Below are 24,600 nucleotides of genomic sequence, written 5' to 3' on the forward strand. Positions count from 1 at the left end.
TCTGTGCGTCCAATTCGCGGCCATCACTGCGGCTCCCGTGATCGGTTCTCGGCCTGAAACCACACCGCCGGGCTGCCGCCGTCGGCGCCACCGTTCGACCCGGCCTCCATACGGACCAGCACGCCCTCGTCGGTCAACGCGGTCAGGCGGCGTCGGGCCTTCTCTACATCGGCACGCGACGGGTTCGACTTCTCCGTGATCGCCTGCGCCGCACCGCGGGCGGTCAACCCGTCCACGCCCGACGCCCGCACCAACGCCACCAAGTCGACGGCGTGCTCGACGGTCAGCACCCCGGCCGCCGGGTCATGCAACAACCGCCACGGACCCACCTCATCGGCAGGCTGCTTCAGGTGCCGAAACGACACGATCGGATCGCCCGGCTCGCCCGCCAGCAGCACCACCGACCCGCACCCCGACGTCAGCCACGTCGACCCGTACACCTGGTCAATCGACGTCGGCGGCCCACCCGCCTGCTGGCCGCGCTTCACCACGTGGTGCACCTCGGCGATCTGGCGGCCCGACCCCAGCAGGTGCTGGCGGGCGCGGTTGTAGCTGGCACCCACCTCGTCCTCGGACAACCCGACCGCAGCGTCCTTGAGGGAGTCCACGAAAACGACGTCAGCGCCGTAGGTTTCGGCCATGCCGACCAACAGCAGCGGCTGGGCGGCAAGGTCGGCCGGTGGCGGACCCGGCCGCACCACCAGCCGATCGGCAAGCACGTCGCGGTCGTTCTCACCGAACTGGCGGCCCAACGATCGGGCGATCTGCCGCGGCCGGTCCATCGCCAGATACAGCACCCGGCCGCCACGATCGGCGACGGGCAGGCCAAGGACATCGGTGTCACCGATGCCCAGCGACGCGCGGACCAGCTGCCCGGCCAGCGTGGTCTTGCCGACGCCCTGCGGCCCAGCGATCATCAGCGCCTCGCCCTCGGCCCACAGCACCCGCGCGCCGGTTCCCCACACCGCCGGGATGCCACCGGGCTGGTCGAGGATGAACCGGGCACCGTCGACGGCGACGTCGAGCGCCTCCACAGGTGTTGCGCGAGGGCCGCTTTCTCCGGGCGGCCGGTCGGGTGGCGGCACGTCGCGGTAGGGGTCGGGCGTGTGCCCGTTGCGGTCGGTGACGTCGGCGGCCGGGTACGTGTGGAAGGCGCGCAGCACCTCCTCGGGTGATCGGCTCACGTCGCTTCGCCGCCGATCGCGTCGTGCAGCATCTCGGCCAGCACCCGGTCACGGCCGCCTCGGCGATACAGGGCGCGAAGCACCTCGATCGGCAACCGTGGCAGCAGACCGGCGGACAGGATGTGCACCGCGCTATCGCGCCACCCGTCGACGACCACCTCCGATAGCGGCGGCTCTGTGCACGTGCATCGCCACGGATCGCGGCAGCCGCAGTCGAGTGGGACGCATCGCGCGGCCGCGGTCCGAAGTCGACTCAGCTGCTGCCGGATCGCCGCGTTACCCTGGCAGGCATCCGTTCCCGCGGATAACGGCCCGGCCTCCGCGCCGGGCCGTTCGTCGTCAATCACCCGTTGCCGCCGTCCACCCCGGCAGCGAGAGCGTCGAGTTCGGCAAGCCGCTGCGCGGTCGTCTGCGCGGCTGCGGCGTCGGCGGCGGCGCGGCGGGCTGCGGCCTTCGCCGACCGCGCCTTCGCGGCCTTCAACGCGAGGCGGGTGAAGTGGGCTTTGCGGGCGTATTCGGCGCGCCGCGCGCGTTCGGCGGGGGACAGCTTCCCGTCCGGGTCCACCTGCTCCTCGAACTTGGCGAGCATGGCGTCGCGGCCGGGCTTGGTGCGGGCTTGCCGGTCCTCGGTCTGTGCCCACGACGACAGGACTGCCAGGCGGCCACGCAACGACGCTTCGGTGCGGGCGGCTTCGGATTCATATTCGGGCATGGGGTACCGGACCCCCTTCGGGGTGTCGGCTCCAGCCCATGCCAGTGGGAGCGTTACCTAAACCCGGCGTGGCCGGTCAGGTGGACTACACGAACGACGCTAGCACGATCAACGGCGTTTGCGCCCAGACGACCGCTCGGCGCGGATCGCAGCGAGGTTGGCCTCGGCCGCCGCGAGATACTCGGCAGTGCCTGCAATCTGGGCGTCATCGTGGCCTTGCTCGCGCCGGTAGGCGACCGCGGCCTGTAGTCGGGCCACCTGTGACCGCGCAACCACCTCGGGGTCGGCGTCGGCGCGGTGGCCGAGGACCATCCGCTCCTGGTTGGCCTGAGTAGGCAGCAGCAGCGTTAATCGTTTGGCACCGTTGCCTATTCGGTTACGCAGCACGGCGGCGGTGAGTGGTTGGTAGCCGTCCACGGGGTAGGTTCGTGCGGGGTCATCGTCGGTCAATGGTGCGACTGCGCGCACACCGCCGCGCCGGTAGGTGACGACCACATCGCCGAATGTGGTGCGGATAACCTCGGCGACCAGCGCGTCGTTGGCATCGCCGAATACCGACAACCGGAGCGTCCGTCGCCGAATGGGCGATGACCGGTCACACGCGCGGATCTTCGCCACCTGCGCCTTGATCTCGTCGCGGTGATCGGCCCACGTCGCAGCCGTCATCGGTTGCACCAGCCCGCCGGTCACAGATCTCCCAGACCCAACCCGCGGGCCTCAGCCGCAGCGCGCTCCGACGCCGTGGCCGCGGTGTAGCGGTCGATCATGTCCCGCCTCGCCCACCCGGCGACGGCCATCAGCCCGCCCTCCGATCCGCCCGCGGCCAGCCAGCGTGTCGCCGCGGTGTGCCGCAGCAGGTGCGGGTGGAAGCGGTCGACACCGGCCTGTCGGGCACGGAACTGCAACGCCTTGTGCAGTCCGTCGTAGCTGAATCCCTTCCCGCGATCGCCGACCCACAGCTCGGGGGAGTCCGCGCGAAGATGCCCGCGCCGCACACGGATGTAGCGATCCAGCGCGGTGGCGGTCTGCGGCCCGAACGGAACGATCCGACCCTTGCCGCCCTTACCGCGATACACCGTCGCCAGCCCTCGTGTGAGGTCGACGTCGGCGACGCGTAGCGCCACGACCTCACCGGCTCGCATCCCGGTCTCGGCCATCAGTCGCACGATCGCCTCGTCGCGCCGCTCCCGAAGGTCGCGCCCGGCGCACGCCTTGATCAACCGCTTGAGTTCGTCGTCGGTGAGAGCATCGGTGACCTTCGTGTCGAGCTTCGGCGGTTTGAGGCCGAGTAGGGGATCGGTGTTGAACTCGCCCTCGTCGGTCAGCCACGCCGAGAACCGCTTCAGTGACAGCTGCCGGGACCGCGCCGTGGCCGCCTCCGCACCGGCCTCGAGCAGGGCCGCGGTGAACGCCTGCACAGTGGTCCGATCGAGCACCGGGTCGACGCCGTTGGTGTCGCACCAGCGGAGGAATCCGTTCACGCCGTCGCTGTAGACCTTGAGCGTCGAGGGGGACTTCCGTTCGGCGCGCAGAGCTAACTGCCACGACGTCAGAAGGGCAGCGAGGTCGAGCGGCGGCAAATTCCTGGGCACATAACTATCTTGACTAGCACCGTTGTTCACGTCCAGGGAACGTGAAAATACCCGTGTTTCGGCAGGTCAACGGTGCTAGCCGTCGAACCGGCTAGTCCAGGTAGTCGCGCAGCACCTGAGAACGGCTGGGGTGGCGCAATTTCGACATCGTCTTCGATTCGATCTGGCGGATGCGCTCACGGGTGACCCCGTACACCTGGCCGATCTCGTCGAGGGTGCGGGGCTGGCCGTCGGTCAGGCCGAAGCGCAGCCGTACGACGCCGGCTTCGCGCTCCGACAGCGTCTCCAGCACCGACTGCAGCTGGTCCTGCAACAGGGTGAACGAGACGGCGTCGACGGCCACGACGGCCTCGGAGTCCTCGATGAAGTCGCCGAGCTGGCTGTCGCCCTCGTCGCCGATCGTCTGGTCCAGCGAGATGGGTTCACGCGCGTACTGCTGGATCTCCAGCACCTTCTCCGGCGTGATGTCCATTTCCTTGGCCAGCTCTTCGGGCGTGGGCTCGCGGCCCAGGTCCTGCAGCAGCTCGCGCTGGATGCGGCCCAGCTTGTTGATCACCTCGACCATGTGCACCGGGATGCGGATGGTGCGGGCCTGGTCGGCCATGGCGCGGGTGATGGCCTGACGGATCCACCAGGTGGCGTAGGTCGAGAACTTGTAACCCTTGGTGTAGTCGAACTTCTCGACGGCGCGGATCAGACCGAGGTTGCCTTCCTGGATCAGGTCGAGGAAGGCCATGCCGCGGCCGGTGTAGCGCTTGGCCAGCGACACCACCAGTCGCAGGTTCGCTTCGAGCAGATGGTTTTTCGCGCGGTCTCCGTCGCGGCAGATCCACATGTAGTCGCGGCGCTGCGCGGTCGTGAGCTTCTCGCCCTTCTCGGCGAGCTCGGCCATCAGCTGCGTGCAGTAGAGGCCGGCCTCGATGCGCTTGGCGAGCTCGACTTCTTCCTCGGCGTTGAGGAGCGCGACCTTGCCGATCTGCTTGAGGTACGCGCGAACCGAGTCGGCAGAGGCGGTGAGCTCGGCATCCTTGCGGGCCTGCCGCAGCGCCTCGGACTCCTCTTCGTCCCAGACGAAATCGCCGGAAGCCTTGTCCTTCTCCGACGGCTCGGGAAGCGAGTCGTCGTCGCCCTCCTTGGCCGGCTTGGCGGCCGCCTTGGGCGCGGCTTCGGCTTCGCCCTCGACGGTTACCTCGTCGGACTCGTCGTCTGAGTCGTCGTCGCCGTCGGCGGACGCGTCGTCGTCGACCTCGATGTCGTCGAGCTCGAGGTCGGTGTCGTCTTCGAGGTCCTCGCCGGGCTCGATGTCGCCGTCGGTCTCAAGCTCTTCGCCCGTGAGCTCCTCGTCGGTGCCGCCGGCCTCGGGCGAGGTCGCCTTCTTGGCGCGGCTGCGGCTCGCGGGGGCGTCACCGGATTTGGCGGCGCGCGGCTTGGCGGCCTTGGCGGCAGTCTTGGTCGCCGCCTTCTTCGCGGGCGCCTTCTTCGCGGGGGCTTTGGCTGCGGTGCGCTTCACCGGCTCGTCGGTTGCCGGGCTTGCCTTGGTCGCTGCCACGTACACCCTTTCGGTCTGCGGGTCATTCGGCACGCACACGTGCGCCACCGAAAGTGTCGGCTATGTCGATTGTCGGCGTCGATCTCAAAGCGTCATCTCGGGGTGGTTTGCTCCCCGTCGCTGTCTGGTCGGTGGCCGCCGTCGACCATTGTAACGACAGTGTGGGTCGGCGCTGTCCACGGCGGCAAATTTGACGCGCCCGCGCGCCGCGCCAGCCGGTTACTTGCCGGTAGCAGTGACGTTGAATTCGGCCGCCATCGCCGCACCGACGATGCCGGCGGTGTTCTGCAACTCCGCCGCGACGACCGGCACGCGGTTCTTGAGCAACGGTATCCACTTGTCGGCCTTGCGGCTGATCCCGCCGCCGGCGATGAAAAGATCGGGCCAGATCGCATTTTCGATTGCTACCAGCACTTTCGTGACCTCCTGGGTCCAGCGCTCGTAGCTCCATTCCTTGCGTTCCTTCACCGAACTCGCGGCGCGGTGCTCGGCCTCCTTACCGCCCACCTCGAGGTGTCCGAACTCCGTGTTGGGCAACAGGATGCCGTTGTGGATCACCGCCGAGCCGATGCCCGTGCCGAATGTCAGCAACACGATGACACCGGTGTTGTCGCGGCCGGCGCCGAATTTCTCCTCGGCGAGTCCGGCGGCGTCGGCGTCGTTAAGCACCGTCACCGGCTGTCCGTCGAGCGCTCCTCCAATGACGTCTTTGGCATTGAGCCCGATCCAGGCCTTGTCGACGTTGGCGGCCGTGCAGACGATGCCATCGGCGACGACGCCCGGATACGTCACGCCGAGCGGACCCTTCCAGTCGAAGTGCGCCACCACATCGGCGATGGTCTTGGCGACGGCCTCGGGGGTGGCCGGTTGCGGTGTCAGCAGTTTGAAGCGATCGCCGATGAGCATTCCGGTGTCGAGGTCGACGACGCCGCCCTTCACGCCGCTCCCGCCGACGTCGATGCCGAAACCGCGGCGCGGTCGGCCTGGGCCCGAATCGGGGGTGGCAGCGGCGGTCATGCAGGCTCCTCTGCGGAGGTGGGCGGGACGCGATGACACCCTATCGGCTCGCCAATTGCGATGCGTGTCAGTCCCGCATCCCGCCCGGCCGGATCGCGTGCGGTGTGCCTCCGTGTGCTGCGATAGGTGTGTGAGCGTTGCGAACCCGGCCCCCGACCCCGTCGAACTGCGCGAGGTGGCCGAGCAATTGGCCGCGCAAGCCGCGGCGTTCGTCCGCAGCCGCCGCATCGAGGTGTTCGGAGGGAATGCAAGCGGCGCGGTGCCCGGGAGCGGGGAGCCCGCCGTGCGGGTGAAGAGCACCCCGACCGACCCCGTCACCGTCGTCGACACCGAGACCGAACGGCTCCTGCGGGAGCGGCTCGCGGTGCTACGCCCCGGCGACGCGATCCTTGGTGAGGAGGAAGGCGGACCGGTCGGGGTCGAGCCGGGGCAACTCACCTGGGTACTGGACCCGATCGACGGCACGGTCAACTTCCTCTACGGAATTCCGGCCTACGCGGTCTCGGTGGGGGTGCTCCGCGACGGCGTACCGGTCGCCGGAGCGGTGGCCGACGTCGCGGCAGGAGAGCTCTACTCGGCCGCCGTCGGCCACGGGGCGCTTCTCCGGACGGAGGATGGGCCAACGCCGCTGCGCTGCAGCCAGGTGGCCGACCTGTCGATGGCGCTCGTCGGTACCGGGTTCGCCTACGAGCGCGACCGCAGGCGGCGCCAGGGCGAGAGTCTCGCCAAGCTCGTCCCGGATGTCCGCGACATCCGGCGGTTGGGATCCTGCGCGCTCGATCTGTGCATGGTGGCCGCGGGCAGGCTCGACGCCTACTACGAAGACGGTGTGCACCTGTGGGACTGGGCCGCGGGCGCACTGATAGCGGCCGAAGCCGGCGCCGGGGTGCGTCCCCCCGCGACCGCTGACGGCGCGGGTCTGATGGTGGCCGCTGCGGCGGGGATCAGCGCGGCCTTCGATGAGGCGCTGGTGCGCTGCGGGGTGTCGGAGCCCGCGCCCGATCAGCGCTGAGCTCAGCAGGTTCCGGTGTGCGCCTGGGTGAGGAGGTCGGGGTCGGCGGGGGCGGTGGCGTCGGGCAACAGGCTGGCCAGGACCGCGTCGATGTCGTCGCTGTGGGTCAGCTCGGTGAAGTCGGTGCCGATGGCCAGGTCGACGGTGTCGTCGGCGCGGCCGTCCTGGAACAGTTCCGTGCACGGCGCGACAAGCCAGATCGACGCCGCGGCGGCCCGGCCGGATGGCCCGAAGCGGATCTGGCCGACGCACTGCAGGCGCGCGGTCTCATAGATGGGGTCGTTGGCCGCCTCGGGCTCGGTGAAGCCGATGTCCCGCAGCGCGCCGGCCACCTCGGCGGCCTGTCCGCCCTGCCCGCTGGCGTTGAGCACCCGGATCTTGGTATCGGCGAGTTTCGCGGGCGTGACGTCGAGCATCGTCGATCGCGTCACCTGCTCGCCGAGGTCGGGAACGGGGGCGCCCGGTTGGGCCGGCGGGGGCGGCCGGTTGCAGATCGCGGCCTGGGGTACCTCCGGCGGACGTGACAGGGCGATCACCCACACCAGCAGCGCCGCGACCGCCAGGCAAGCGAACATCGCAGCGCCCGGCACGTAGCTGCGGCGGCGGAACGGCCGGCCGTGTTTGTCGAAGGCCGTGCCCTCGGTGATTTGCGCGACCACGCACAGCACTCTAGAGGCAGCGTCGCCCGCTCACCGCCCGGCTCGTCAAGCAGCGGTTTCTCTGATGTGACGCAAATCACATTAGAACTGGTGTCAATCCGGGCACGAATCGTTTGGTGGATGCGTTCGACGCTGGTACAAAGCACTGCTGCAACGAGCTTCATGGAGGGGACTGGCATGGCCACTGACTACGACGCCCCAAGGCGCACAGAAACGGACGACGTTTCGGAGGATTCCCTCGAGGAACTGAAGGCACGGCGCAATGAAGCTCAGTCGGCTGTCGTCGACGTCGACGAGTCCGAATCCGCGGAATCCTTCGAGCTGCCCGGTGCGGACCTGTCGGGCGAAGAGTTGTCGGTCCGCGTGATCCCCAAGCAGGCCGATGAGTTCACCTGCTCGAGCTGCTTCCTCGTGCACCACCGCAGCCGTCTCGCCAGCGAGAAGAACGGCATGATGATCTGCACCGATTGCGCCGCCTGACGCTCTAGCCGAGGGCCGCGAGGACCTTGTCCGGGTGCTTGGTGCTGATCAGCCAGTACGGGGTGGGATCATCCGGATCGTCGAGGACCAGCAGGACCATCGGACCGACCCATGGCTTGTGCACGACGTAGGCCGCCGGATCGAGCTGACGGCCCAGCGCCGCCGACTTCGCCGATCGGGGCACCGCTGCCGAGCGGGCGATCACCGACGCGGGCAGGTGGGCGCCCCGTCCCGAGTTGCCGATCCACAGCTCGGCCGGCCCGCCGTCGTCGCCGACCACGCGCAGCTCGGTTCTGCCGAACCCGAGCAGCACCACCGCCGCGACAGGCAGCAACACCGCATACGGCAGCCAGTCCGGCAGCGCCTGCACGCCCTGGCCCACCTCGAGTGCGATCAGGGCGGCCAGGCCCAGGCCGGGCAGCCACCACCACAACGGAACCCACAGCCGCTCTCGGTAGCGAACCCGTTGAGCGGTGGCGCGCGTCTCTGACACGCGGCCCAGAGTAATCTCTGACGTCGTGTCCACCTCTCTGGCGGTAGTGCGTCTCGACCGCGACCTTCCGTTGCCCAGCAGGGCGCATGACGGTGATGCGGGGGTCGATCTGTTCAGTGCGCAGGACGTCGAACTGGCGCCCGGCGCGCGGGCGCTCGTGCCGACCGGCGTCGCCGTCGCCATTCCGCACGGGATGGTCGGCCTCATTCATCCGCGATCGGGACTCGCTGCGCGCGTTGGACTTTCGATTGTCAACAGCCCCGGCACCATCGATGCGGGCTACCGCGGCGAGATCAAGGTGTCGCTGATCAACCTCGACCCCGCGGTCCCCATCGTGATTTCGCGCGGAGACCGGATCGCGCAGCTCGTGGTGCAGCGCGTGGAACTGCCTGAGTTGGTCGAGGTGACATCATTCGACGAGGCGGGGCTTGCCGACACGACCCGGGGCGACGGTGGCCACGGATCTTCGGGTGGACATGCCAGTCTGTAGGTGGAGGTGCGCGTGACGCGGGGTAAAGCATGAGTAGACACCGCAGCGACAGGGCCGCAGAGCCCGAGGAGGTGACGTCGGTGGACATCGAGGACGAGGAACTCGACGGCCCGTTCGACATCGACGATTTCGACGATCCGTCGGTGGCGACGCTGGCGCGGCTCGACCTGGGCTCGGTCTTGATCCCGATGCCCGAGGCCGGACAGGTGCAGGTCGAGCTCAATGAGGCGGGCACTCCCAGCGCCGTGTGGGTGGTGACGGCCAACGGGCGGTTCACCATCGCGGCGTATGCGGCGCCGAAGTCCGCGGGCCTGTGGCGCGAGGTCGCCTCCGAGCTCGCCGACTCGCTGCGCAAGGACGCGCCGAAGGTCAGCATCGAGGACGGCCCGTGGGGCCGTGAGGTGGTCGGCTCCGCGGGTGAGGGTGCCGCCGTCGTGCGGTTCATCGGTGTGGACGGGTACCGCTGGATGGTCCGGTGCGTGGTCAACGGGCCCTTCGAGCGCATGGCAGAACTGGCGGAACAGGCGCGAAATGCGTTGGCCGACACGGTAGTTCGACGCGGCGATACGCCGCTGCCGGTGCGCACGCCGCTGCCGGTGCAACTACCGGAGCCGATGGCAGCCCAGCTCGCCGCCGCTCAGCAGCAGGCCGCGCAACAGCAGGCCGCGCAACAGCAGGCCGCGCAACAGGTCGCGGGCCGGCCGCAGGCGCCGGCCCCGCAGCAGCCGGCTCCGCCCCAGCCGGCGCCTCCGCAGCTGCAGGACGAGCCCCCGGCGCCCAACGCGCGCCGGAGCACGCTGGGCTCGGCGATGCAGCAGCTGCGGACCATCACCGGCGGATGACGATCAAGCGGTGAGGGACGAGCCGCGTTGAGGAATCCGCCAATCGGGCCGGCGGATGACGATCAAGCGGTGAGGAATCCGCCCATCAGACCGGGCGGATAGCGCTCATTCGCGCCCTTCGACGTCCCGCAGTGCCGCCAGGCATTGGGCACCCAGAATGGCGGGGTCCGCGCCGATCTCGTCGAGTGTGACGGTCCGCAGCGCGGCGCGCGGGGCGGCCGACACCCATTCGAGGCCCACCTCCAGCGGGTGCACCGCATCGTCGGTCGCGGACACCACGCCCATCGGCGCGGCGAGGCTTTCCAGTTGGCCGCTCGTCGGCGCGACGAACCGCGCCGCCTCGTCCATCGCGTCGGGCAGTGCCGGCCATTGGTCCAGCCAGGAGCGGGTCAGCTCGTCGGCGAGCCATTTCGGGCTGGACGCCTGCATCTGCGCGGTCGTGGACACCAGGCCTTCGCGGCGCAGCAGGTCGGCGGAATACCGTGCTGCCTGCGCCGCGGGCGCTGTCTCAGGGTCGCCCGTCCACGCGGGCAACGCTGCCAGCACGGCGGCACACCCCGGATGGGTCAGCGCCCATTCGAGCGCCACCGCGGCGCCGATAGAGACACCGCCGACCGCGATCGGAAGCGGCGCAGCAGCGCGGGCGGTGTTGTCGAGTTCTTCGCGGTAGCCGGCCACCAGTCGGTGCGGCTGCGGCGGCGGCGTCACCACTACCGCGCCCACCTCGTGGAGCGCTGGGGAGAACGCGCGGTAGACGAAGTCGTCGTCGGATCCGGTGCCGGGGAGCAGGACGGTGGTGATCCCGCGGAGATTGACCGCCATGTTTCGATCGTGCCTGCTGAGGGAAGTCCGGGCCCTGCGACTCGCGCAACACCCGGCCTGCGGTTAGCGCTCGGGAACCAAGAGGTCTACCGTGGCGTTGGTCAAATGAGGTCCACAGACGATTGGCAGAAGGTCAGGAGAGGCCATGGCCACGGCCGAGGGATATCTTCGCCGGCTCACCCGCCGGTTGACCGAAGATCCGGAACAGCTCGACGTCGAAGAGCTCAGCGATGAGGCTGCGAGTACGGGCGCCCAGAAGGCGATCGACTGTCAGCGTGGTCAGGAAGTGACCATGATCGGCACCCTGCGCAGCGTCGAGTGTAACGGCAAGAGCTGCGCGGGCGGCGTGAAAGCCGAACTGTTCGACGGCACCGACACCGTGATGCTGGTATGGCTGGGTCAGCGCCGCATCCCGGGCATCGAGTCGGGACGCACCCTCAAGGTCCACGGTCGTGTCGGCAAGCTCGACAACGGCACCAAGGCGATCTACAACCCCCACTACGAGATTCAGAAGTGAGCGACCCCGGTTCCGATCCGGGCACGCAGAGCTCACCGGCGCGAGGCGCGGCCGTCCTGGAGCAGATGGGCGGCATCAGCGGCCTGATCTACTCATCGCTTCCGGTGCTGGTGTTCGTCCCCGTCTCTTCGGCCTTCGGCCTCATGCCCGCCATCGCCGCCGCACTCGGTGTCGCCACGCTGATCCTGATATGGCGCCTCGTGCGCAAGGAATCCGTCCAGCCCGCGATCTCCGGCTTCATGGGTGTCGGCATCAGCGCGTTGATTGCCTATCTGGTGGGCGCCTCGAAGGGTTATTTCCTGCTGGGCATCTGGACATCGCTGCTGTGGGCCGTGGTGTTCACGGTCTCGGTCGTGATCAGGCGGCCCGTGGTCGGCTACATCTGGGGTTGGGTGAACACCCACGACCGGCGCTGGCGCGAAGTCCATGGTGCCGTGCTGGCTTTCGACGTCGCGACGATGGTGTGGGTCGCGGTCTTCGCGTCCCGCTTCGTGGTGCAGCACCACCTGTATGACGCCGACCAGACCGGATGGCTCGGTGTGGCCCGTATCGCGATGGGATGGCCGCTGACTGCGGTCGCGGCGCTGGTGACCTACCTGGCCATCAGGAAGGCGCAGCGCGCCGTGCGCGAGTCGGGCCTCAGTGAGACGGCCGAGCCGACAGCAGCAGAAGAGACTGACACCGACGACACGAACGACCCGGTGCGCAAGCCGAATTGACGAAGCCCTCAGCGCTGCTGGGGGTGCAACAGCAGTTCGCGTAGTTCGTCTTCTGCCGATTCCGCGGCAACGAAGAGCAGCTCGTCACCGCCTTCGAGCGGTTCGTCGCGTTCGGGGACGATCACGCGCGGCCCCCGCAGAATCGTCACCAGCGTGGCGTCTCGGGGAAGCTCGAGACGCTTGACCGGCTTGCCGCCCCACGGGGTGTCGTCGGGCAGCGTGATCTCGACGAGATTGGCCTGGCCCTTGCGGAATTCCATCAGCCGCACCAGATCACCCACCGACACCGCCTCTTCCACGAGCGAGGCCAGCATGCGGGGGGTGGACACCGCGACGTCCACGCCCCACGCTTCGTCGAAAAGCCATTCGTTGCGCGGGTCGTTGACGCGGGCCACCACGCGGGGGACGGCGAATTCGGTCTTCGACAGCAGGCTTAGGACGACGTTGGCCTTGTCGTCGCCGGTGGCTGCGATGACGACGTCGAACTCCTGCAGGCCCACCGATTCGAGAAGGCTCAGCTCGCAGGCGTCCCCGAGCCGCCAGTGCGCGGCGGGGATGGCGTCCACGTCGATGTGGTCGGGGTTGCGTTCCAGCAGCGTCACGTCGTGCATGTCGACGAGCTCGCGGGCGATGGACCGGCCGACGGCGCCGGCGCCGGCGATGGCGACCTTCATCGGAGTGCTCCTGGCGTCCGAGGCATCGTCATCCCTCCGCGTCTTCGCTCGGCGGCAGCGCGGCGATCGCGAGCGCTTCGGCGATGTGGCCGGAGATCGCGGCGAGGTAGACCTGATCGCCGGCCTGGATGACGGTCTTGGCGTCGGGCAGTACTCCGGCGCCGAACCGGATCAGGAACGAGACCCGTCCGGAGGTTGCGGCTTCCAGGTCGGTGAGCCGGCGGCCCACCCATTCCTCGTGCAGCGTCAGTTCGGTGACCCCGACGTTGCCCGTCGGGTCGCGCCATTTGGTGGTCTCGGTTTCGCGGGTCAGAACGTTCAGCAGCCGATCGGTCGTCCACGGGACCGTCGCGACGGTCGGGATGCCGAGCCGTTCGTAGACGGCGGCGCGCTTGGCGTCGTAGATGCGTGCGACGACGCGTTGCACGCCGAAGGTCTCACGGGCGACACGTGCGGAGATGATGTTCGAGTTGTCACCGGAAGACACGGCCGCGAACGCGGATGCATCTTCGATGCCCGCCCGGATCAGTACGTCGCGGTCGAAGCCCATGCCGAGGACCCGCTCGCCGGGGAAGTCGGGGGAGAGCCGGTGAAAGGCGGTGCCGTCACGGTCGATCACGGCGACGTCGTGGCCGATTCTGGCCAGGCTGTCGGACAACGATGCGCCGACGCGGCCGCACCCCATCACCACTACACGCACCTGAGGGTCCTTTCCCGGCCGAGGCTCTCGCAAAACCCGCGTCCCCGGAACGCTACCGCTTTCCGACGGCCGGTGGCCGACGGGCTTACCCTTGGCACTCGTGTCCAAGCTTTCGACCGTCGCGCGGCGGTTGGTACTCGGCCGGCCGTTCCGCAGCGACAAGCTGTCGCACACGCTGCTCCCCAAGCGGATAGCACTGCCGGTCTTCGCCTCCGATGCCCTGTCCTCAGTGGCCTATGCACCCGAAGAAATCTTCCTGGTGCTGTCGGTGGCGGGCCTTGCCGCCTATTCGATGGCGCCGTGGATCGGCCTCGCGGTGGCCGGGGTGATGCTGATCGTGATCGCGAGCTACCGGCAGAACGTGCATGCGTATCCGTCGGGTGGCGGCGACTACGAGGTGGTCACGACGAACCTGGGGCCGACCGCGGGCCTGACCGTCGCCAGCGCGCTGCTGGTCGATTACGTGTTGACGGTCGCGGTGTCGATGTCCTCGGCGATGTCGAACATCGGGTCGGCGGTGCCGTTCGTCAACGACCACAAGGTGTTGTTCGCCGTCATCGCGATCATGCTGTTGGCGTCGATCAACATGCGCGGTATCCGGGAGTCCGGCACCGCGTTCGCGATTCCGACGTACGCCTTCATGATCGGCATGTTCCTGATGCTCGGCTGGGGCTTCTTCCAGATCTACGTGCTGGGAACGCCGTTGCGTGCGGAGTCGGCGGACTTCGAGATGCACTCCGAGCACGGCGACATCCTGGGGTTCGCTCTGGTGTTCCTCGTCGCCCGGGCATTCTCGTCCGGCAGCGCCGCACTCACCGGTGTGGAGGCCATCAGCAACGGTGTGCCCGCCTTCCGGAAACCGAAGTCGCGCAACGCCGCCACCACACTGCTGCTGCTGGGCGCAATCTCGATCTCCCTCTTCATGGGCATCATCATGCTGGCCAAGGCGACCGGCGTGCAGATCGCCGAGCGTCCGCAGGAACAGCTCGTCGGCGCACCGGCGGACTATCACCAGCGCACCCTGGTGGCGCAGCTGGCCGACGCGGTGTTCCACGACTTCCCGGTCGGGCTCTACCTGATCGCCGGTGTGACGGCACTGATCCTGGTGCTCGCGGCCAACACCGCGTTCAACGGGTTCCCGGTGCTGGGATCGATTCTGGCTCAGGACCGTTTCCTGCCACGCCAGTTGCACACCCGTGGCGACCGGCTGGCGTTCTCCAACGGCATTCTCTTTCTGGCGTTCGGGGCCGTTGCGTTCGTCATCGCGTTCCAGGCCGAGGTGACGGCGCTGATCCAGCTCTACATCGTCGGTGTCTTCGTGTCGTTCACGCTCAGCCAGGTGGGTATGGTCCGGCACTGGACGCGCCTGCTGCGCACGGAGACCGACGCGGCGGCCAGGGCGCGGATGGTGCGGGCCCGGGTGATCAACACCATCGGCTTCGTCTGCACGGGCACGGTACTCATCATCGTGGTGGTCACGAAATTCCTTGTCGGAGCGTGGATCGCGATCCTCGCGATGGGTGCGCTGTTTGTGATCATGAAGATGATCCACCGTCATTACGCCTCGGTGAGCCGCGAACTCGAAGCGCGGGCCGCCGAGACCGAGGACATCGTGCTGCCCAGCCGCAACCACGCGATCGTGCTGGTGTCCAACGTGCACATGCCGACGCTGCGTGCGCTGGCCTACGCGCGGGCCACCCGTCCCGACGTGCTGGAGGCGATCACGGTCAGCGTCGACGATGCCGAAACCCGCCAGCTGGTGCACAAGTGGGAGCACAGCGACATCTCCGTGCCGTTGAAGGTGATCGCCTCGCCGTACCGCGAGATCACCCGTCCGGTACTGGACTACGTCAAGCGGGTGGGTAAGGATTCGCCGCGCACCGTGGTCACCGTGTTCATCCCGGAGTACGTCGTAGGGCACTGGTGGGAACAGGTGCTGCACAATCAGAGTGCGCTGCGGCTCAAGGGCCGGCTGCTGTTCGAACCCAACGTGATGGTGACATCGGTGCCCTGGCAGCTGTCCTCGTCCGAACGGCTCAAGAAGCTGGCGCCGGAGTCGGCGCCTGGCGATGCGCGCAAGGGTTTCCTCGATTGAGCGACGAGGTGCTCACGCTCACGGCGACCGCGGCGGCCAACGGGGGCAGTTGCGTTGCGCGACACGAGGGCCGGGTGGTCTTCGTGCGCTACGCGTTGCCCGGAGAGACGGTGCGGGCCCGCCTGGTGGGCGGCAAGGGTTCGTATTGGAACGCCGAGGTGGTCGAGGTCCTCGAACCGGCGCCTGACCGCGTCGACTCTCTGTGCCCGATCGCTGGGGTGGACGGGGCGGGCTGCTGCGATCTGGCGTTCGCCGAACCTTCGGCCGCGCGCCGGATCAAGGGCGCGGTGGTCGCCAATCAGCTTTCGCGCCTTGGCAATTACCACTGGGTCGACGAATCCGAGGCGACGGCGGAACCGGTCGGCGACGGCGACGCCACGGGCTGGCGGACCAGGGTGCGGCTGGCCACATCCGGCGACGGGCGCGCCGGCTTCCACCGCTACCACAGCGCCGAACTGGTGCACCGGCTCGATTGCGCGCAGCTGCCCGCCGGCATGCTCGACGGGGTGTCGGAAACGCAGTGGCCGGCCGAGGCCGCGGTCCACGTCGTGGTCGACGACGACGGGAAGCGGCACACCGTGGTGGCGGGGCGCGGCAGGAAAACCACGGTGACCGAGGGTGATTACGAGACCGTGCAGCGGGTGGCGGGACGCACGTGGCGGGTGCCCGCGACAGCGTTCTGGCAGGCGCACCGGGATGCGCCCGCGCTCTACAGCGAGCTCGTCTCGCGATGGGCGAATGTGGAGCCGGGGATGTCGGCGTGGGATCTGTACGGCGGCGCAGGGGTTTTCGCCGCGGCGCTCGCCCAGGCCGTCGGTCCGGAGGGCAGCGTGCTCACCGTCGACACGTCGCGGGGTGCGTCCCGCGCGGCCCGGTCGGCACTGGCCGACCTGGGCAACGTCTCCGTCGTGACGGATTCGGTGCGGCGCGCACTGGCGGGACAGCGCGAGCGCGCCGACGTCGCCGTCCTCGATCCGCCGCGCACCGGGGCCGGCCGCGACGTGATCGACCTGCTTGCCGCGGCCGAGGTGCCCAGGATCGTTCACATTGGTTGCGAAGCCGCCTCTTTCGCACGGGATGTGGGCTTGTATCGCGGCCACGGCTACGAGGTGGAGCAGTTGACGGTATACGACTCGTTCCCGCTGACGCACCATGTGGAGTGCGTGGCCGCGCTGCGGCGAGCCCCTGGCGGCCGATAGGATGCTCGGCAGGTGTGCCGGGAAGTCTGGTCGGCGTCATCTGACGACGTCGACAAAGGCAGGCCGTGACCCCAGACCCTTCGTCCGGACGCATCCGGCGCGCACTCTTCTCTCGCGGCTCCTGGGCCGAGACCAGCAGGGTCAGCGAGATTCTGCGCAAGGAGACCGTCGGCGGGACCATCCTTCTCGTCGCCGCCGCCGCAGCGCTGATCTGGGCCAACTCGCCGTGGTCGCAACACTACTTCGGCCTGCGGGACTTCGTCGTCGGCGGTCAGTGGCTGGGTCTGCACCTCGACCTCAGCATCGGTGAGTGGGCCGCCGACGGTCTGCTCGCCATCTTCTTCCTGGTGGTCGGACTGGAACTCAAACGCGAGTTCGTCGCCGGCGACCTCAGGGACCCTGCCCGTGCGGCGCTGCCGATCGCTGCGGCGGTGGGCGGCATGGTCGCGCCGGCGCTGATCTTCGTCCTGGTCAACCTGAACACCGGCGACGGGGCGCTGCGGGGATGGGCGATCCCCACGGCGACCGACATCGCCTTCGCCGTCGCGGTACTCGCCGTGATCTCGACCCATCTGCCGTCGTCGCTGCGCACCTTCCTGCTCACGCTGGCCGTGGTCGACGACCTCTTGGCGATCACCGTCATCGCGGTGTTCTACACCGAGGAGATCAACCTGGTGGCGCTCGCGCTCGCTGCTCTGCCTCTGGTTCTGTTCGGCGTGTGTGTGCAGCGTGGCGTCTCGGCGTGGTGGGTGCTCGCGCCGCTCGCGATAGCCACCTGGGTGCTCATGCACGAGTCGGGCGTGCACGCCACCGTCGCGGGCGTGCTGCTGGGCTTCATGGTTCCGGTGCGGCGTTCAGAGCTGCGAGACGGGCGTGAACTCGACGGGGGGATGGCCGAGCACTTCGAGCACCGGTTGCGTCCGATTTCCGCCGGTGTCGCGATACCGGTCTTCGCGTTCTTTGCCGCCGGGGTGAGCCTCGGGGGGTTGGATGGGCTGGGGCGGGCGCTGACCGACCCGATCACGCTGGGGATCGTGCTCGGCCTGGTCGCGGGCAAGCCGATCGGCATCTTCCTGACGACCAGGGTCTTGTCTGCGGTGACGCGCGCCAACCTCGATTCGTCGCTGCGGTGGGTCGACGTGATCGGTGTGTCGATGCTCGCGGGGATCGGGTTCACGGTCTCGCTGCTGATCGGTGACCTCGCCTACGGACTCGGGTCAGAACGTGACGAATTCGTAAAGATTGGCGTGTTGTCCGGATCGCTGCTCGCAGCTCTGTTGGCCGCGGTCGTCCTGCTCACGCGAAATGCCGCCTACCGGCGCATATACAGCACGGAAACGGCTGACGAGGACCGCGATGGGATCCCTGACGTCTACCAGACTCGACAGGACCCACAGTGACGGCCGTGCGTAGACTGGCCTGATGCTTGAACAGATCCGCGGTCCCGCTGATCTGCAGCACCTGTCCCGGGCACAGCTCGACGAGTTGGCTCGCGAGATCCGCGACTTCCTGATCCACAAGGTCGCGGCGACAGGTGGACATCTGGGACCCAACCTCGGTGTCGTCGAGTTGACGCTGGCGCTGCATCGCGTCTTCGACTCGCCGCACGATCCGATCCTGTTCGACACGGGCCACCAGGCTTACGTGCACAAGATGCTCACAGGCCGTTGCCAGGACTTCGACTCGCTGCGCAAGAAAGACGGCCTGTCGGGGTATCCGTCGCGGTCCGAGAGTGAGCACGACTGGGTGGAGTCCAGCCACGCCAGCTCGGCGCTGTCCTACGCCGACGGCTTGGCGAAGGCCTTCGAGCTCAGCGGCCACCGCAACCGCCATGTCGTTGCCGTCGTCGGCGACGGCGCCCTCACCGGCGGCATGTGCTGGGAGGCGCTCAACAACATCGCCGCGTCGCGGCGTCCGGTTGTGATCATCGTCAACGACAACGGCCGCAGCTATGCCCCGACCATCGGCGGCTTCGCGGAGCATCTCGCGGGCCTGCGTCTGCAGCCCGGATATGAGCGCGTACTCGAGGAGGGTCGTAAGGCCGTCCGCGGGGTTCCGCTGGTCGGCGAGTTCTGCTACCAGTGCATGCACAGCATCAAGGCGGGCATCAAGGACGCGCTGTCGCCGCAGGTGATGTTCACCGATCTGGGTCTGAAATACGTCGGCCCGATCGACGGCCACGACGAGGCCGCGGTGGAGGGCGCGCTGCGGCATGCCCGCGCGTTCAACGCGCCGGTCGTGGTCCATGTCGTCACCCGCAAGGGCATGGGATATGCGCCCGCCGAGAACGACGTCGACGATCAGATGCACGCCTGCGGCGTCATCGATCCCGAAACCGGACTGGCCACGTCGATTCCCGGCCCGGGGTGGACGTCGGCGTTCTCCGAGCAACTGATCCAACTCGCCGCCAAGCGGCGTGACATCGTGGCGATCACGGCGGCGATGCCGGGCCCCACCGGCCTCAGCGCGTTCCGGAAGCGTTTCCCCGACAGGTTCTTCGACGTCGGGATCGCCGAGCAGCACGCGATGACGTCGGCGGCAGGTTTGGCGATGGGCGGCATGCACCCCGTCGTAGCCATCTACTCGACCTTCCTGAACCGCGCCTTCGACCAGATGCTGATGGACGTTGCCCTACATCAGCTTCCGGTGACCCTGGTGCTCGACCGTTCGGGCATCACCGGTCCCGACGGCGCCAGCCACAACGGCATGTGGGATCTGTCGATCCTCGGCATCGTGCCGGGGATGCGGGTCGCCGCGCCGCGTGACGGTGCCCGGCTGCGTGAAGAACTCGCCGAGGCCGTGGACATCAAGGACGGTCCCACCGCCATCCGCTTCCCCAAGGGCGATGTCGGCGAGGACATTCCGGCGATCGAGCGGCGCGACGGGGTGGACGTGCTCGCGGTCCCGGCCGAGGGTCTTTCCGACGACGTTCTGATCGTCGCCGTCGGCGCGTTCGCCGGAATGGCGATCGCGGTTGCGGAACGGCTGCGAGATCAGGGAATCGGCGTCACCGTCGTCGATCCACGCTGGGTGCTGCCCGTTCCCGCGCACATCGGCGCGCTGGCCTCGTCGCACAAACTCGTCGTGACGCTCGAGGACAACGGCGGGCACGGTGGCATCGGTTCGGCGGTCTCGGCGGCTCTACGGCGCGAGGAGATCGACGTGCCCTGCCGGGACGCGGCGCTGCCGCAGGAGTTCTTCGCACACGCCTCGCGCGGCGAGGTGCTCAACGCCGTGGGGCTCACCGAACGCAACGTCGCCCGCCAGATCACCGGCTGGGTGGCCGCGTTGGGCGCTTCGGCCGGGGAACGCGAAGTCAGCCAGCCCGTCGACTGACGCGTGAGAACCGCCGGCGCCGTTCGCCTCCTGGCCGCTCTGCTGCTGACAGCCGTTGCCCTGATGGGGTGCGCGCCCAGCGCGCGCGAAACCGAACCCGCATGGTCCGGAATGGACGCCCGCGACTTCGACGGTCCCATTCCGCCGCCGGGAGAGCTCCTCGGGTCCGTCCCACTCGACGAGGGGCTTTCCGTCGCAGGTGCGGGTGAGGCCTACCGGATCCTGTACTCGACGATCGACCAGCATGACCGTCCGGCGGTCAGCACCGCAGCCGTGTTCACCCCGAAAAGCCCTCCGCCACAGGGTGGTTGGCCCGTCATTGCCTGGGCTCACGGAACCGTCGGCCTCGGCGACGACTGCGCTCCGTCGACTCAGTCGCGCAGCGGGCGCGACGGCGAGTACCTGTCGCACTGGCTCGATGAGGGGTACGCGGTCGTCGGCACGGACTATGCGGGGTTGGGCACACCCGGCTTGATGAGTTATCTCAACAGCATCACCACCGCCCGCGGCGTGGTCGATTCGGTGGCAGCCGCGCAGCACATGGACCTCGACCTCTCGCCGAAATGGGCGGTGGTCGGCCAATCTCAGGGCGGGGGAGCGGCCGTCGCGACCGCGCGATGGGCAACGGAATTCAGCCGGGGCACGGATCTGGACTTTCGGGGGGTCGTCGCCACCGGCACCCCGGCGGGTGTGGAGACCATCGTCAAGCAGGCCGGACCCGACATGGCGGTGCCTGCCGAGCTCGGACCCATGGTCAGCGTCTACACGGCCTATATCGTTGCGGCGCTTCGTGATGCGCGGCCGGACCTCGGTCTCGACCAGGTGCTGACGCAGGCAGGCGCGTCCGCCGCCGACGAGGCCGAGACGCTGTGCGCGGCGCAGTTGGCCGGTGCACTGAGCGACATCACCATGCCCGAGTTCTTCACCGCGCCGGTCGTGTCGATCCCCGGTGCCGCGGAGGCCATCGACCGCTTCATGGGCATCCCGGCGTCGGGCTACGACCGGCCGGTGTTCCTCGGTGTCGGGATGCAGGACCGCGATGTGCCACCGAGTTTGACGCTGCGGTTCGCCGACGAACTCGCAGCCAACGGTCAGGACGTGACCCTCAAGGTGTATCCGGATGCCGACCACAGCGGCACCGTGCTCGAATCGATCCCGGATTCGACGGCGTTCCTCGCGCGCGTCTTGGCTTGACGCAGGCGGCCTCCGGTTGAATCATGGGCTTCAGCGCGGGTGATCGTCGGATCGGCGTCGCTGTCGACCGGGGGATCAAAGAGGCTCAAGACGCGGCGTAGTTGACTCGCGGCCACGGTGATCGCATAGTGTATCCAATATCAGCGAAAGCGAGAGCCGATGCCACCGCGCACCGCAGCCAAGCGTCCCGGGCCCCGGGATGCCGACAGATCCAAACCAAATGGCCTGAGCGGCGAGGCCGTTCGTGGCCGCCGGTCGGACTTCGTGCGCCCGAAGACCGCGCAGCAGGCCGTCGCCGAGGCGTTACGGCACGACATCACCACCGGCAAGCTTCCTCCGGGCAGTTGGATCGTCCAGGAGGCGGTGGCCGAACAGTTCGGGATGTCGCGTATCCCGATCCGAGAAGCGCTGAAGACGCTTGAGGCCGAGGAGTACATCACCTATGTGCCCCACAGCGGATACCGCGTCACCAAGCTGAGCCTGGACGATCTGGTCGAGGTCTTCACGTTGCGCGCCATCCTGGAGGAAGCGCTGATCCGCGACGCGATGCCGGGGGTCACCGACGAGATCGTCGACGAAATGCGTTCGTGCAACTCCGAAATGGATGCCGCACTGGCCGATGGCGACACCATCGCGGTCGGCGTGTTCAACCGTCAGTTCCATTTCCTGACCTTTCATGCCAGCGGGATGGCGCGCACCAAGCGCATCGTCACGCAGTTGTGGAACACCGCCGACGCCTATCGGCCGATGTACTCCCCGCTGCTCGACATGCCGAAGGTCTGCCACGAGCACGTCGCGATGATCGACGCGATGGCTGCCCGCGACGTCGAACGCATGGTCGCGCTGAATCACGAGCACCGTTCCCATGCCATCGATCCGATCCATCGGATCTTCGAGACGGAAGCCGACGCGTCGGCATGACGGTCGCCGCACGGCTGCGGGAACGCGGGATCGAACTTCCCGCTCCACCGCCGCCGAAAGGCGCCTATTCGCCGAGTCGGCGTTGTGGTGATCAGCTCTGGGTGTCCGGGGCGACGGCCCGTCGGGCCGGCATACCCGCGCTGCGCGGTGTCGTCGGTGACAGCGTCAGTCTCGGGGAAGCCGCCGAGCAGGCCGGACAGGCGGCGATCAACCTGCTGGCGGCCGTCGACGCCGCAGTCGGACTCGACGCGGTGGCCGCGGTGATCCAGCTGCGCGGCTATGTCCGCGCCGTCGACGAATTCGATGCGCATCCGTCGGTGATCGACGGGGCATCGCAGGTGCTGATCGACGCATTCGGCAGCGATGTCGGCGCCCACGCGCGGACCGCGATCGGTGTCGCCTCCCTGCCGGGCGGGGCGTGTGTCGAACTCGACCTCGTCGTCAGTATCGCGACGCAGGTCTGAGGCGATCCAACCAGCGGCCGACTGCAATTCCGAGTGCCACACCGGCAAAACCCGTGCAGATCAAGGCGATCCAGTCCCCGGGCATTGTCGCCACGGCATTCCGGCCGACGTCGCGGGTCGGTGTGTGCGGCGGTGGGTCGCCACCGACGATGACGTTGTTGAGTCGGTCGACGAACTGGCCGACGATGCGGTTGCTCACCGGCACGATCGCGCCTTTGCCGAACTGCGCGATGCGACCGCTGAGTTCGAGGTCGGTGGTGACGGTGACGGTCGATCGACCCGCGGCGTCGCGGGCGATCAGGCGCACCGTCGCCTCGGTGGATCCGTTGCCCTTTCGGTCGCTGGCCATGCCGCGGACCACCATCTCCCGGGCGTCGTCATCCTGGCTGGCCAGAGTTGCCTTGCCTGCCAACGTCATTCCGATCGGCCCCACCCTGACGCCGACGTTGGCGTAGTAGTCGTCGCCCTCACGGCGCTCCAGCTGGGCTCCCGGGATGCACTGCACCACGGTGGGAATGTCGGTCAGCACGGCCCATGTCGCCGCCAGCGGCGCATCGACCGTGAACTCGTTGACGAGCTGCATTGGCCTGCCTTCGCTGTTGTGGATCGGACCACATCACCTTACGATTGGATACGATATACATCAACCGTTGATCGCGCAGAGGCCCAAGGAGGCTTGCCGGATGCTGAGCATGGGCGTCGGACTGTTCCCCACCGAACCGACGGGGGTCATGTGCTCCTACGTTCGGCTGTGCGAGGACCTCGGTTACGACCACGTCTGGTTCGGGGATTCACAGAACATCTGGCGTGAGTCGTCGACCGTGATGGGTGCGGCCGCGGTCGGCACCGAACGCATCGTGTTCGGCACCGGTGTCACCAACGCGGTCACCAGGCACCCGTCCCTGCTGGCGTCGACATGGGCGACCCTGGCCGAATTCACCGGCGGCCGTGTGGCTCTCGGAATCGGCACCGGCGACTCGTCGCTGCGAACCATGGGTCTCAAGCCGCTCAAGCTCGCCGAACTGGAGAATTCGATCGGTGACCTGCGTGCGCTGTTCCGCGGCGAAAAGGTGGCCGAACCCACCAGTGGGGCCGAGTACCACCTGAACTATCTCGACGGCCCGGTGGACATCCCGATCTACATCGCGGCGTCGGCGCCGAAAATTCTGGAGATGTCGGGACGCATCGCCGACGGGGTGATCGTCCTGGTCGGTACGGCACCAGAGTTCATCAAGGGTGCCCTGGACACCATCGGGCGCGGCGCTGAGCAAAGTGGTCGTTCCCTCGACGATCTGCACATCGTGCTCTGGACGCCGACGGCGATCGGCGAGGACAGCACCGAAGCGCGCGATCTGGTCCGTGCCCACGTGTCGCGGGTCGCGATCCGACCACTTCCGGCGAAGGTCGACCCGTCGCTGGAGAAGGCGATCGACCGGATCCGGGAGCAGTACAACTACTACGAGCACATGAATCCCGAAGCGGCACACGCGGATCTGGTGCCCGACGAGCTGGTCGATCTCTTCGCTCTCGCCGGCACCAAGGCCGAGTGTGCGCAGCGGCTCAAAGAGATCGAGTCTCTCGGGGTGGACCAGGTGTCCATCGTTCCCTTCGTCAGGCCGGGCCAGAGCCGAGAGGCCACCATCCGCGCCTTCGCCGACATCGTCAGCGGCCGCCTGGCGTGACAGTGTCCGGTGTCCCCGACCCGCGTTCGTACCCGGCCCCGGGCAGCGCGACACCGGGGGCCCCGCCGCCGTTGAAACGGGCGCTGACGCCCGCCGACGGGACTTTCGTCGCGTCACCGCCACCGCCGAGGGGATTGTCGGAATCGCCAGTGGCGCAGTGCGATTCGATGATCACGCCCTCGCGCGGGGTCACGCGATTCCTGGGTGCCGCGGCATTACTGGGCATGGCCCTCGGCCTGGAACTGGC

At 68.3% G+C, this 24,600-nt stretch carries 28 protein-coding genes; 14 read left to right on the top strand and 14 right to left on the bottom strand.

Going from position 1 to position 24,600, the window contains the following annotated elements; genetic code table 11:
* Window positions 1–23: 23 nt before the first annotated feature.
* From ACAG24_RS26270 to ppgK, 7 genes are all read right to left on the bottom strand, one after another.
* On the bottom strand, window positions 24–1,184 hold the full coding sequence (locus ACAG24_RS26270; RefSeq protein ID WP_370475340.1) for an AAA family ATPase: 1,161 nt from the start codon (window positions 1,182–1,184) through the stop codon (window positions 24–26).
* A complete protein-coding gene (locus ACAG24_RS26275; RefSeq protein WP_370475341.1) occupies window positions 1,181–1,531 on the bottom strand; it encodes a hypothetical protein in 351 nt (116 codons plus the stop codon). Before ACAG24_RS26275 ends, ACAG24_RS26270 begins: the two co-directional genes overlap by 4 nt.
* A complete protein-coding gene (locus ACAG24_RS26280) occupies window positions 1,528–1,896 on the bottom strand; it encodes a hypothetical protein (RefSeq protein WP_370475342.1) in 369 nt (122 codons plus the stop codon). The genes ACAG24_RS26275 and ACAG24_RS26280 overlap by 4 nt, the downstream gene beginning before the upstream one ends.
* 108 nt (window positions 1,897–2,004) lie before the next feature.
* Window positions 2,005–2,562 (bottom strand): hypothetical protein, encoded by a 558-nt coding sequence (locus ACAG24_RS26285; protein WP_370475343.1) that lies wholly within the window; start codon window positions 2,560–2,562, stop codon window positions 2,005–2,007.
* A gap of 20 nt (window positions 2,563–2,582) precedes the next feature.
* A complete protein-coding gene (locus ACAG24_RS26290) occupies window positions 2,583–3,488 on the bottom strand; it encodes a tyrosine-type recombinase/integrase (RefSeq protein ID WP_370475344.1) in 906 nt (301 codons plus the stop codon).
* 91 nt (window positions 3,489–3,579) lie between these two features.
* Complete coding sequence (locus ACAG24_RS26295; protein WP_370475345.1) at window positions 3,580–5,037, bottom strand: RNA polymerase sigma factor; 1,458 nt, start codon at window positions 5,035–5,037, stop codon at window positions 3,580–3,582.
* A gap of 219 nt (window positions 5,038–5,256) precedes the next feature.
* Window positions 5,257–6,054: a polyphosphate--glucose phosphotransferase gene (gene ppgK, locus ACAG24_RS26300; protein WP_370475346.1), complete on the bottom strand. Its 798-nt coding sequence runs from the start codon at window positions 6,052–6,054 to the stop codon at window positions 5,257–5,259.
* 130 nt (window positions 6,055–6,184) lie between these two features.
* On the opposite strand from ppgK, the gene ACAG24_RS26305 reads away from it, so the two are divergent.
* Window positions 6,185–7,066, top strand: a complete 882-nt coding sequence (locus ACAG24_RS26305) for an inositol monophosphatase family protein (protein ID WP_370475347.1) — start codon at window positions 6,185–6,187, stop codon at window positions 7,064–7,066.
* A 2-nt stretch (window positions 7,067–7,068) separates the two neighbouring features.
* Here ACAG24_RS26305 and cei read toward each other — a convergent pair whose 3' ends face one another.
* Complete coding sequence (gene cei / locus ACAG24_RS26310) at window positions 7,069–7,725, bottom strand: envelope integrity protein Cei (protein ID WP_370475348.1); 657 nt, start codon at window positions 7,723–7,725, stop codon at window positions 7,069–7,071.
* A gap of 177 nt (window positions 7,726–7,902) precedes the next feature.
* Here cei and ACAG24_RS26315 point away from each other — a divergent pair, with 177 nt between their 5' ends.
* Window positions 7,903–8,205, top strand: a complete 303-nt coding sequence (locus ACAG24_RS26315; RefSeq protein WP_011894786.1) for a DUF4193 domain-containing protein — start codon at window positions 7,903–7,905, stop codon at window positions 8,203–8,205.
* A 4-nt stretch (window positions 8,206–8,209) separates the two neighbouring features.
* Here ACAG24_RS26315 and ACAG24_RS26320 read toward each other — a convergent pair whose 3' ends face one another.
* Window positions 8,210–8,698 carry a DUF3093 domain-containing protein gene (locus tag ACAG24_RS26320; RefSeq protein WP_370475349.1) on the bottom strand — a complete coding sequence of 163 codons (489 nt, stop codon included), beginning with the start codon at window positions 8,696–8,698 and terminating at the stop codon, window positions 8,210–8,212.
* Between the two features lie 25 nt (window positions 8,699–8,723).
* On the opposite strand from ACAG24_RS26320, the gene dut reads away from it, so the two are divergent.
* On the top strand, window positions 8,724–9,188 hold the full coding sequence (gene dut / locus ACAG24_RS26325; RefSeq protein WP_370475350.1) for a dUTP diphosphatase: 465 nt from the start codon (window positions 8,724–8,726) through the stop codon (window positions 9,186–9,188).
* Between the two features lie 29 nt (window positions 9,189–9,217).
* A complete protein-coding gene (locus tag ACAG24_RS26330; protein ID WP_370475351.1) occupies window positions 9,218–10,030 on the top strand; it encodes a DUF3710 domain-containing protein in 813 nt (270 codons plus the stop codon).
* Window positions 10,031–10,135: 105 nt separating this feature from the next.
* Here ACAG24_RS26330 and ACAG24_RS26335 read toward each other — a convergent pair whose 3' ends face one another.
* Entirely contained in the window at window positions 10,136–10,852 is a 717-nt protein-coding gene (locus tag ACAG24_RS26335) for a serine aminopeptidase domain-containing protein (protein WP_370475352.1), read from the bottom strand.
* Window positions 10,853–10,997: 145 nt separating this feature from the next.
* Here ACAG24_RS26335 and ACAG24_RS26340 point away from each other — a divergent pair, with 145 nt between their 5' ends.
* Together ACAG24_RS26340 and ACAG24_RS26345 are read left to right on the top strand one after the other, a co-directional pair.
* Window positions 10,998–11,369, top strand: coding sequence for an OB-fold nucleic acid binding domain-containing protein (locus ACAG24_RS26340; protein WP_278038541.1), 372 nt, complete (start codon window positions 10,998–11,000; stop codon window positions 11,367–11,369).
* Window positions 11,366–12,088, top strand: coding sequence for a DUF3159 domain-containing protein (locus ACAG24_RS26345; RefSeq protein ID WP_370475353.1), 723 nt, complete (start codon window positions 11,366–11,368; stop codon window positions 12,086–12,088). Before ACAG24_RS26340 ends, ACAG24_RS26345 begins: the two co-directional genes overlap by 4 nt.
* Window positions 12,089–12,096: 8 nt before the next feature.
* Here ACAG24_RS26345 and ACAG24_RS26350 read toward each other — a convergent pair whose 3' ends face one another.
* Together ACAG24_RS26350 and ACAG24_RS26355 are read right to left on the bottom strand one after the other, a co-directional pair.
* Window positions 12,097–12,762 (bottom strand): potassium channel family protein, encoded by a 666-nt coding sequence (locus ACAG24_RS26350; RefSeq protein WP_370475354.1) that lies wholly within the window; start codon window positions 12,760–12,762, stop codon window positions 12,097–12,099.
* A 28-nt stretch (window positions 12,763–12,790) separates the two neighbouring features.
* On the bottom strand, window positions 12,791–13,462 hold the full coding sequence (locus ACAG24_RS26355; protein ID WP_370475355.1) for a potassium channel family protein: 672 nt from the start codon (window positions 13,460–13,462) through the stop codon (window positions 12,791–12,793).
* 91 nt (window positions 13,463–13,553) lie between these two features.
* Between ACAG24_RS26355 and ACAG24_RS26360 the strand changes: the two genes are divergently transcribed.
* From ACAG24_RS26360 to ACAG24_RS26390, 7 genes are all read left to right on the top strand, one after another.
* Window positions 13,554–15,557 (top strand): APC family permease, encoded by a 2,004-nt coding sequence (locus ACAG24_RS26360; RefSeq protein ID WP_445206229.1) that lies wholly within the window; start codon window positions 13,554–13,556, stop codon window positions 15,555–15,557.
* A complete protein-coding gene (locus ACAG24_RS26365) occupies window positions 15,554–16,756 on the top strand; it encodes a class I SAM-dependent RNA methyltransferase (RefSeq protein WP_370475357.1) in 1,203 nt (400 codons plus the stop codon). The genes ACAG24_RS26360 and ACAG24_RS26365 overlap by 4 nt, the downstream gene beginning before the upstream one ends.
* A 65-nt stretch (window positions 16,757–16,821) precedes the next feature.
* Window positions 16,822–18,156 carry a Na+/H+ antiporter NhaA gene (gene nhaA / locus ACAG24_RS26370; RefSeq protein WP_370475358.1) on the top strand — a complete coding sequence of 445 codons (1,335 nt, stop codon included), beginning with the start codon at window positions 16,822–16,824 and terminating at the stop codon, window positions 18,154–18,156.
* A 22-nt stretch (window positions 18,157–18,178) separates the two neighbouring features.
* Window positions 18,179–20,092 carry a 1-deoxy-D-xylulose-5-phosphate synthase gene (gene dxs, locus ACAG24_RS26375; RefSeq protein WP_370475359.1) on the top strand — a complete coding sequence of 638 codons (1,914 nt, stop codon included), beginning with the start codon at window positions 18,179–18,181 and terminating at the stop codon, window positions 20,090–20,092.
* Between the two features lie 63 nt (window positions 20,093–20,155).
* On the top strand, window positions 20,156–21,286 hold the full coding sequence (locus tag ACAG24_RS26380; RefSeq protein ID WP_370475417.1) for an alpha/beta hydrolase family protein: 1,131 nt from the start codon (window positions 20,156–20,158) through the stop codon (window positions 21,284–21,286).
* Between the two features lie 264 nt (window positions 21,287–21,550).
* Entirely contained in the window at window positions 21,551–22,207 is a 657-nt protein-coding gene (locus ACAG24_RS26385; protein ID WP_374150807.1) for a GntR family transcriptional regulator, read from the top strand.
* The gene (locus tag ACAG24_RS26390; RefSeq protein WP_370475361.1) at window positions 22,204–22,671 is read left to right on the top strand and encodes a RidA family protein; all 468 of its coding nucleotides are present in this window, start codon (window positions 22,204–22,206) and stop codon (window positions 22,669–22,671) included. Before ACAG24_RS26385 ends, ACAG24_RS26390 begins: the two co-directional genes overlap by 4 nt.
* On the opposite strand, the gene ACAG24_RS26395 is transcribed toward ACAG24_RS26390, so the two are convergent.
* A complete protein-coding gene (locus ACAG24_RS26395) occupies window positions 22,649–23,254 on the bottom strand; it encodes an SRPBCC family protein (protein WP_370475362.1) in 606 nt (201 codons plus the stop codon). The genes ACAG24_RS26390 and ACAG24_RS26395 overlap by 23 nt on opposite strands.
* A 100-nt stretch (window positions 23,255–23,354) precedes the next feature.
* On the opposite strand from ACAG24_RS26395, the gene ACAG24_RS26400 reads away from it, so the two are divergent.
* Window positions 23,355–24,353, top strand: coding sequence for an LLM class flavin-dependent oxidoreductase (locus tag ACAG24_RS26400; protein WP_370475363.1), 999 nt, complete (start codon window positions 23,355–23,357; stop codon window positions 24,351–24,353).
* On the opposite strand, the gene ACAG24_RS26405 is transcribed toward ACAG24_RS26400, so the two are convergent.
* On the bottom strand, window positions 24,334–24,546 hold the full coding sequence (locus tag ACAG24_RS26405) for a hypothetical protein (RefSeq protein WP_370475364.1): 213 nt from the start codon (window positions 24,544–24,546) through the stop codon (window positions 24,334–24,336). The two genes, ACAG24_RS26400 and ACAG24_RS26405, sit on opposite strands and share 20 nt — an antisense overlap.
* Between the last annotated feature and the right edge of the window lie 54 nt (window positions 24,547–24,600).

It is taken from the genome of Mycobacterium bulgaricum (assembly GCF_041287165.2).
GTDB classification, from domain to species: Bacteria; Actinomycetota; Actinomycetes; order Mycobacteriales; family Mycobacteriaceae; genus Mycobacterium; species Mycobacterium bulgaricum.

What these genes read in the sequence shown, in the direction of transcription:
- ACAG24_RS26280 (WP_370475342.1), bottom strand. Translation starts at nt 1,896, where the DNA reads ATGCCCGAATATGAATCCGAAGCCGCCCGCACCGAAGCGTCGTTGCGT.
- ACAG24_RS26285 (WP_370475343.1), bottom strand. Translation starts at nt 2,562, where the DNA reads ATGACGGCTGCGACGTGGGCCGATCACCGCGACGAGATCAAGGCGCAG.
- ppgK (WP_370475346.1), bottom strand. Translation starts at nt 6,054, where the DNA reads ATGACCGCCGCTGCCACCCCCGATTCGGGCCCAGGCCGACCGCGCCGC.
- ACAG24_RS26315 (WP_011894786.1), top strand. Translation starts at nt 7,903, where the DNA reads ATGGCCACTGACTACGACGCCCCAAGGCGCACAGAAACGGACGACGTT.
- ACAG24_RS26330 (WP_370475351.1), top strand. Translation starts at nt 9,218, where the DNA reads ATGAGTAGACACCGCAGCGACAGGGCCGCAGAGCCCGAGGAGGTGACG.
- ACAG24_RS26335 (WP_370475352.1), bottom strand. Translation starts at nt 10,852, where the DNA reads ATGGCGGTCAATCTCCGCGGGATCACCACCGTCCTGCTCCCCGGCACC.
- ACAG24_RS26340 (WP_278038541.1), top strand. Translation starts at nt 10,998, where the DNA reads ATGGCCACGGCCGAGGGATATCTTCGCCGGCTCACCCGCCGGTTGACC.
- ACAG24_RS26350 (WP_370475354.1), bottom strand. Translation starts at nt 12,762, where the DNA reads ATGAAGGTCGCCATCGCCGGCGCCGGCGCCGTCGGCCGGTCCATCGCC.
- dxs (WP_370475359.1), top strand. Translation starts at nt 18,179, where the DNA reads ATGCTTGAACAGATCCGCGGTCCCGCTGATCTGCAGCACCTGTCCCGG.
- ACAG24_RS26380 (WP_370475417.1), top strand. Translation starts at nt 20,156, where the DNA reads ATGGGGTGCGCGCCCAGCGCGCGCGAAACCGAACCCGCATGGTCCGGA.
- ACAG24_RS26390 (WP_370475361.1), top strand. Translation starts at nt 22,204, where the DNA reads ATGACGGTCGCCGCACGGCTGCGGGAACGCGGGATCGAACTTCCCGCT.
- ACAG24_RS26395 (WP_370475362.1), bottom strand. Translation starts at nt 23,254, where the DNA reads ATGCAGCTCGTCAACGAGTTCACGGTCGATGCGCCGCTGGCGGCGACA.
- ACAG24_RS26400 (WP_370475363.1), top strand. Translation starts at nt 23,355, where the DNA reads ATGCTGAGCATGGGCGTCGGACTGTTCCCCACCGAACCGACGGGGGTC.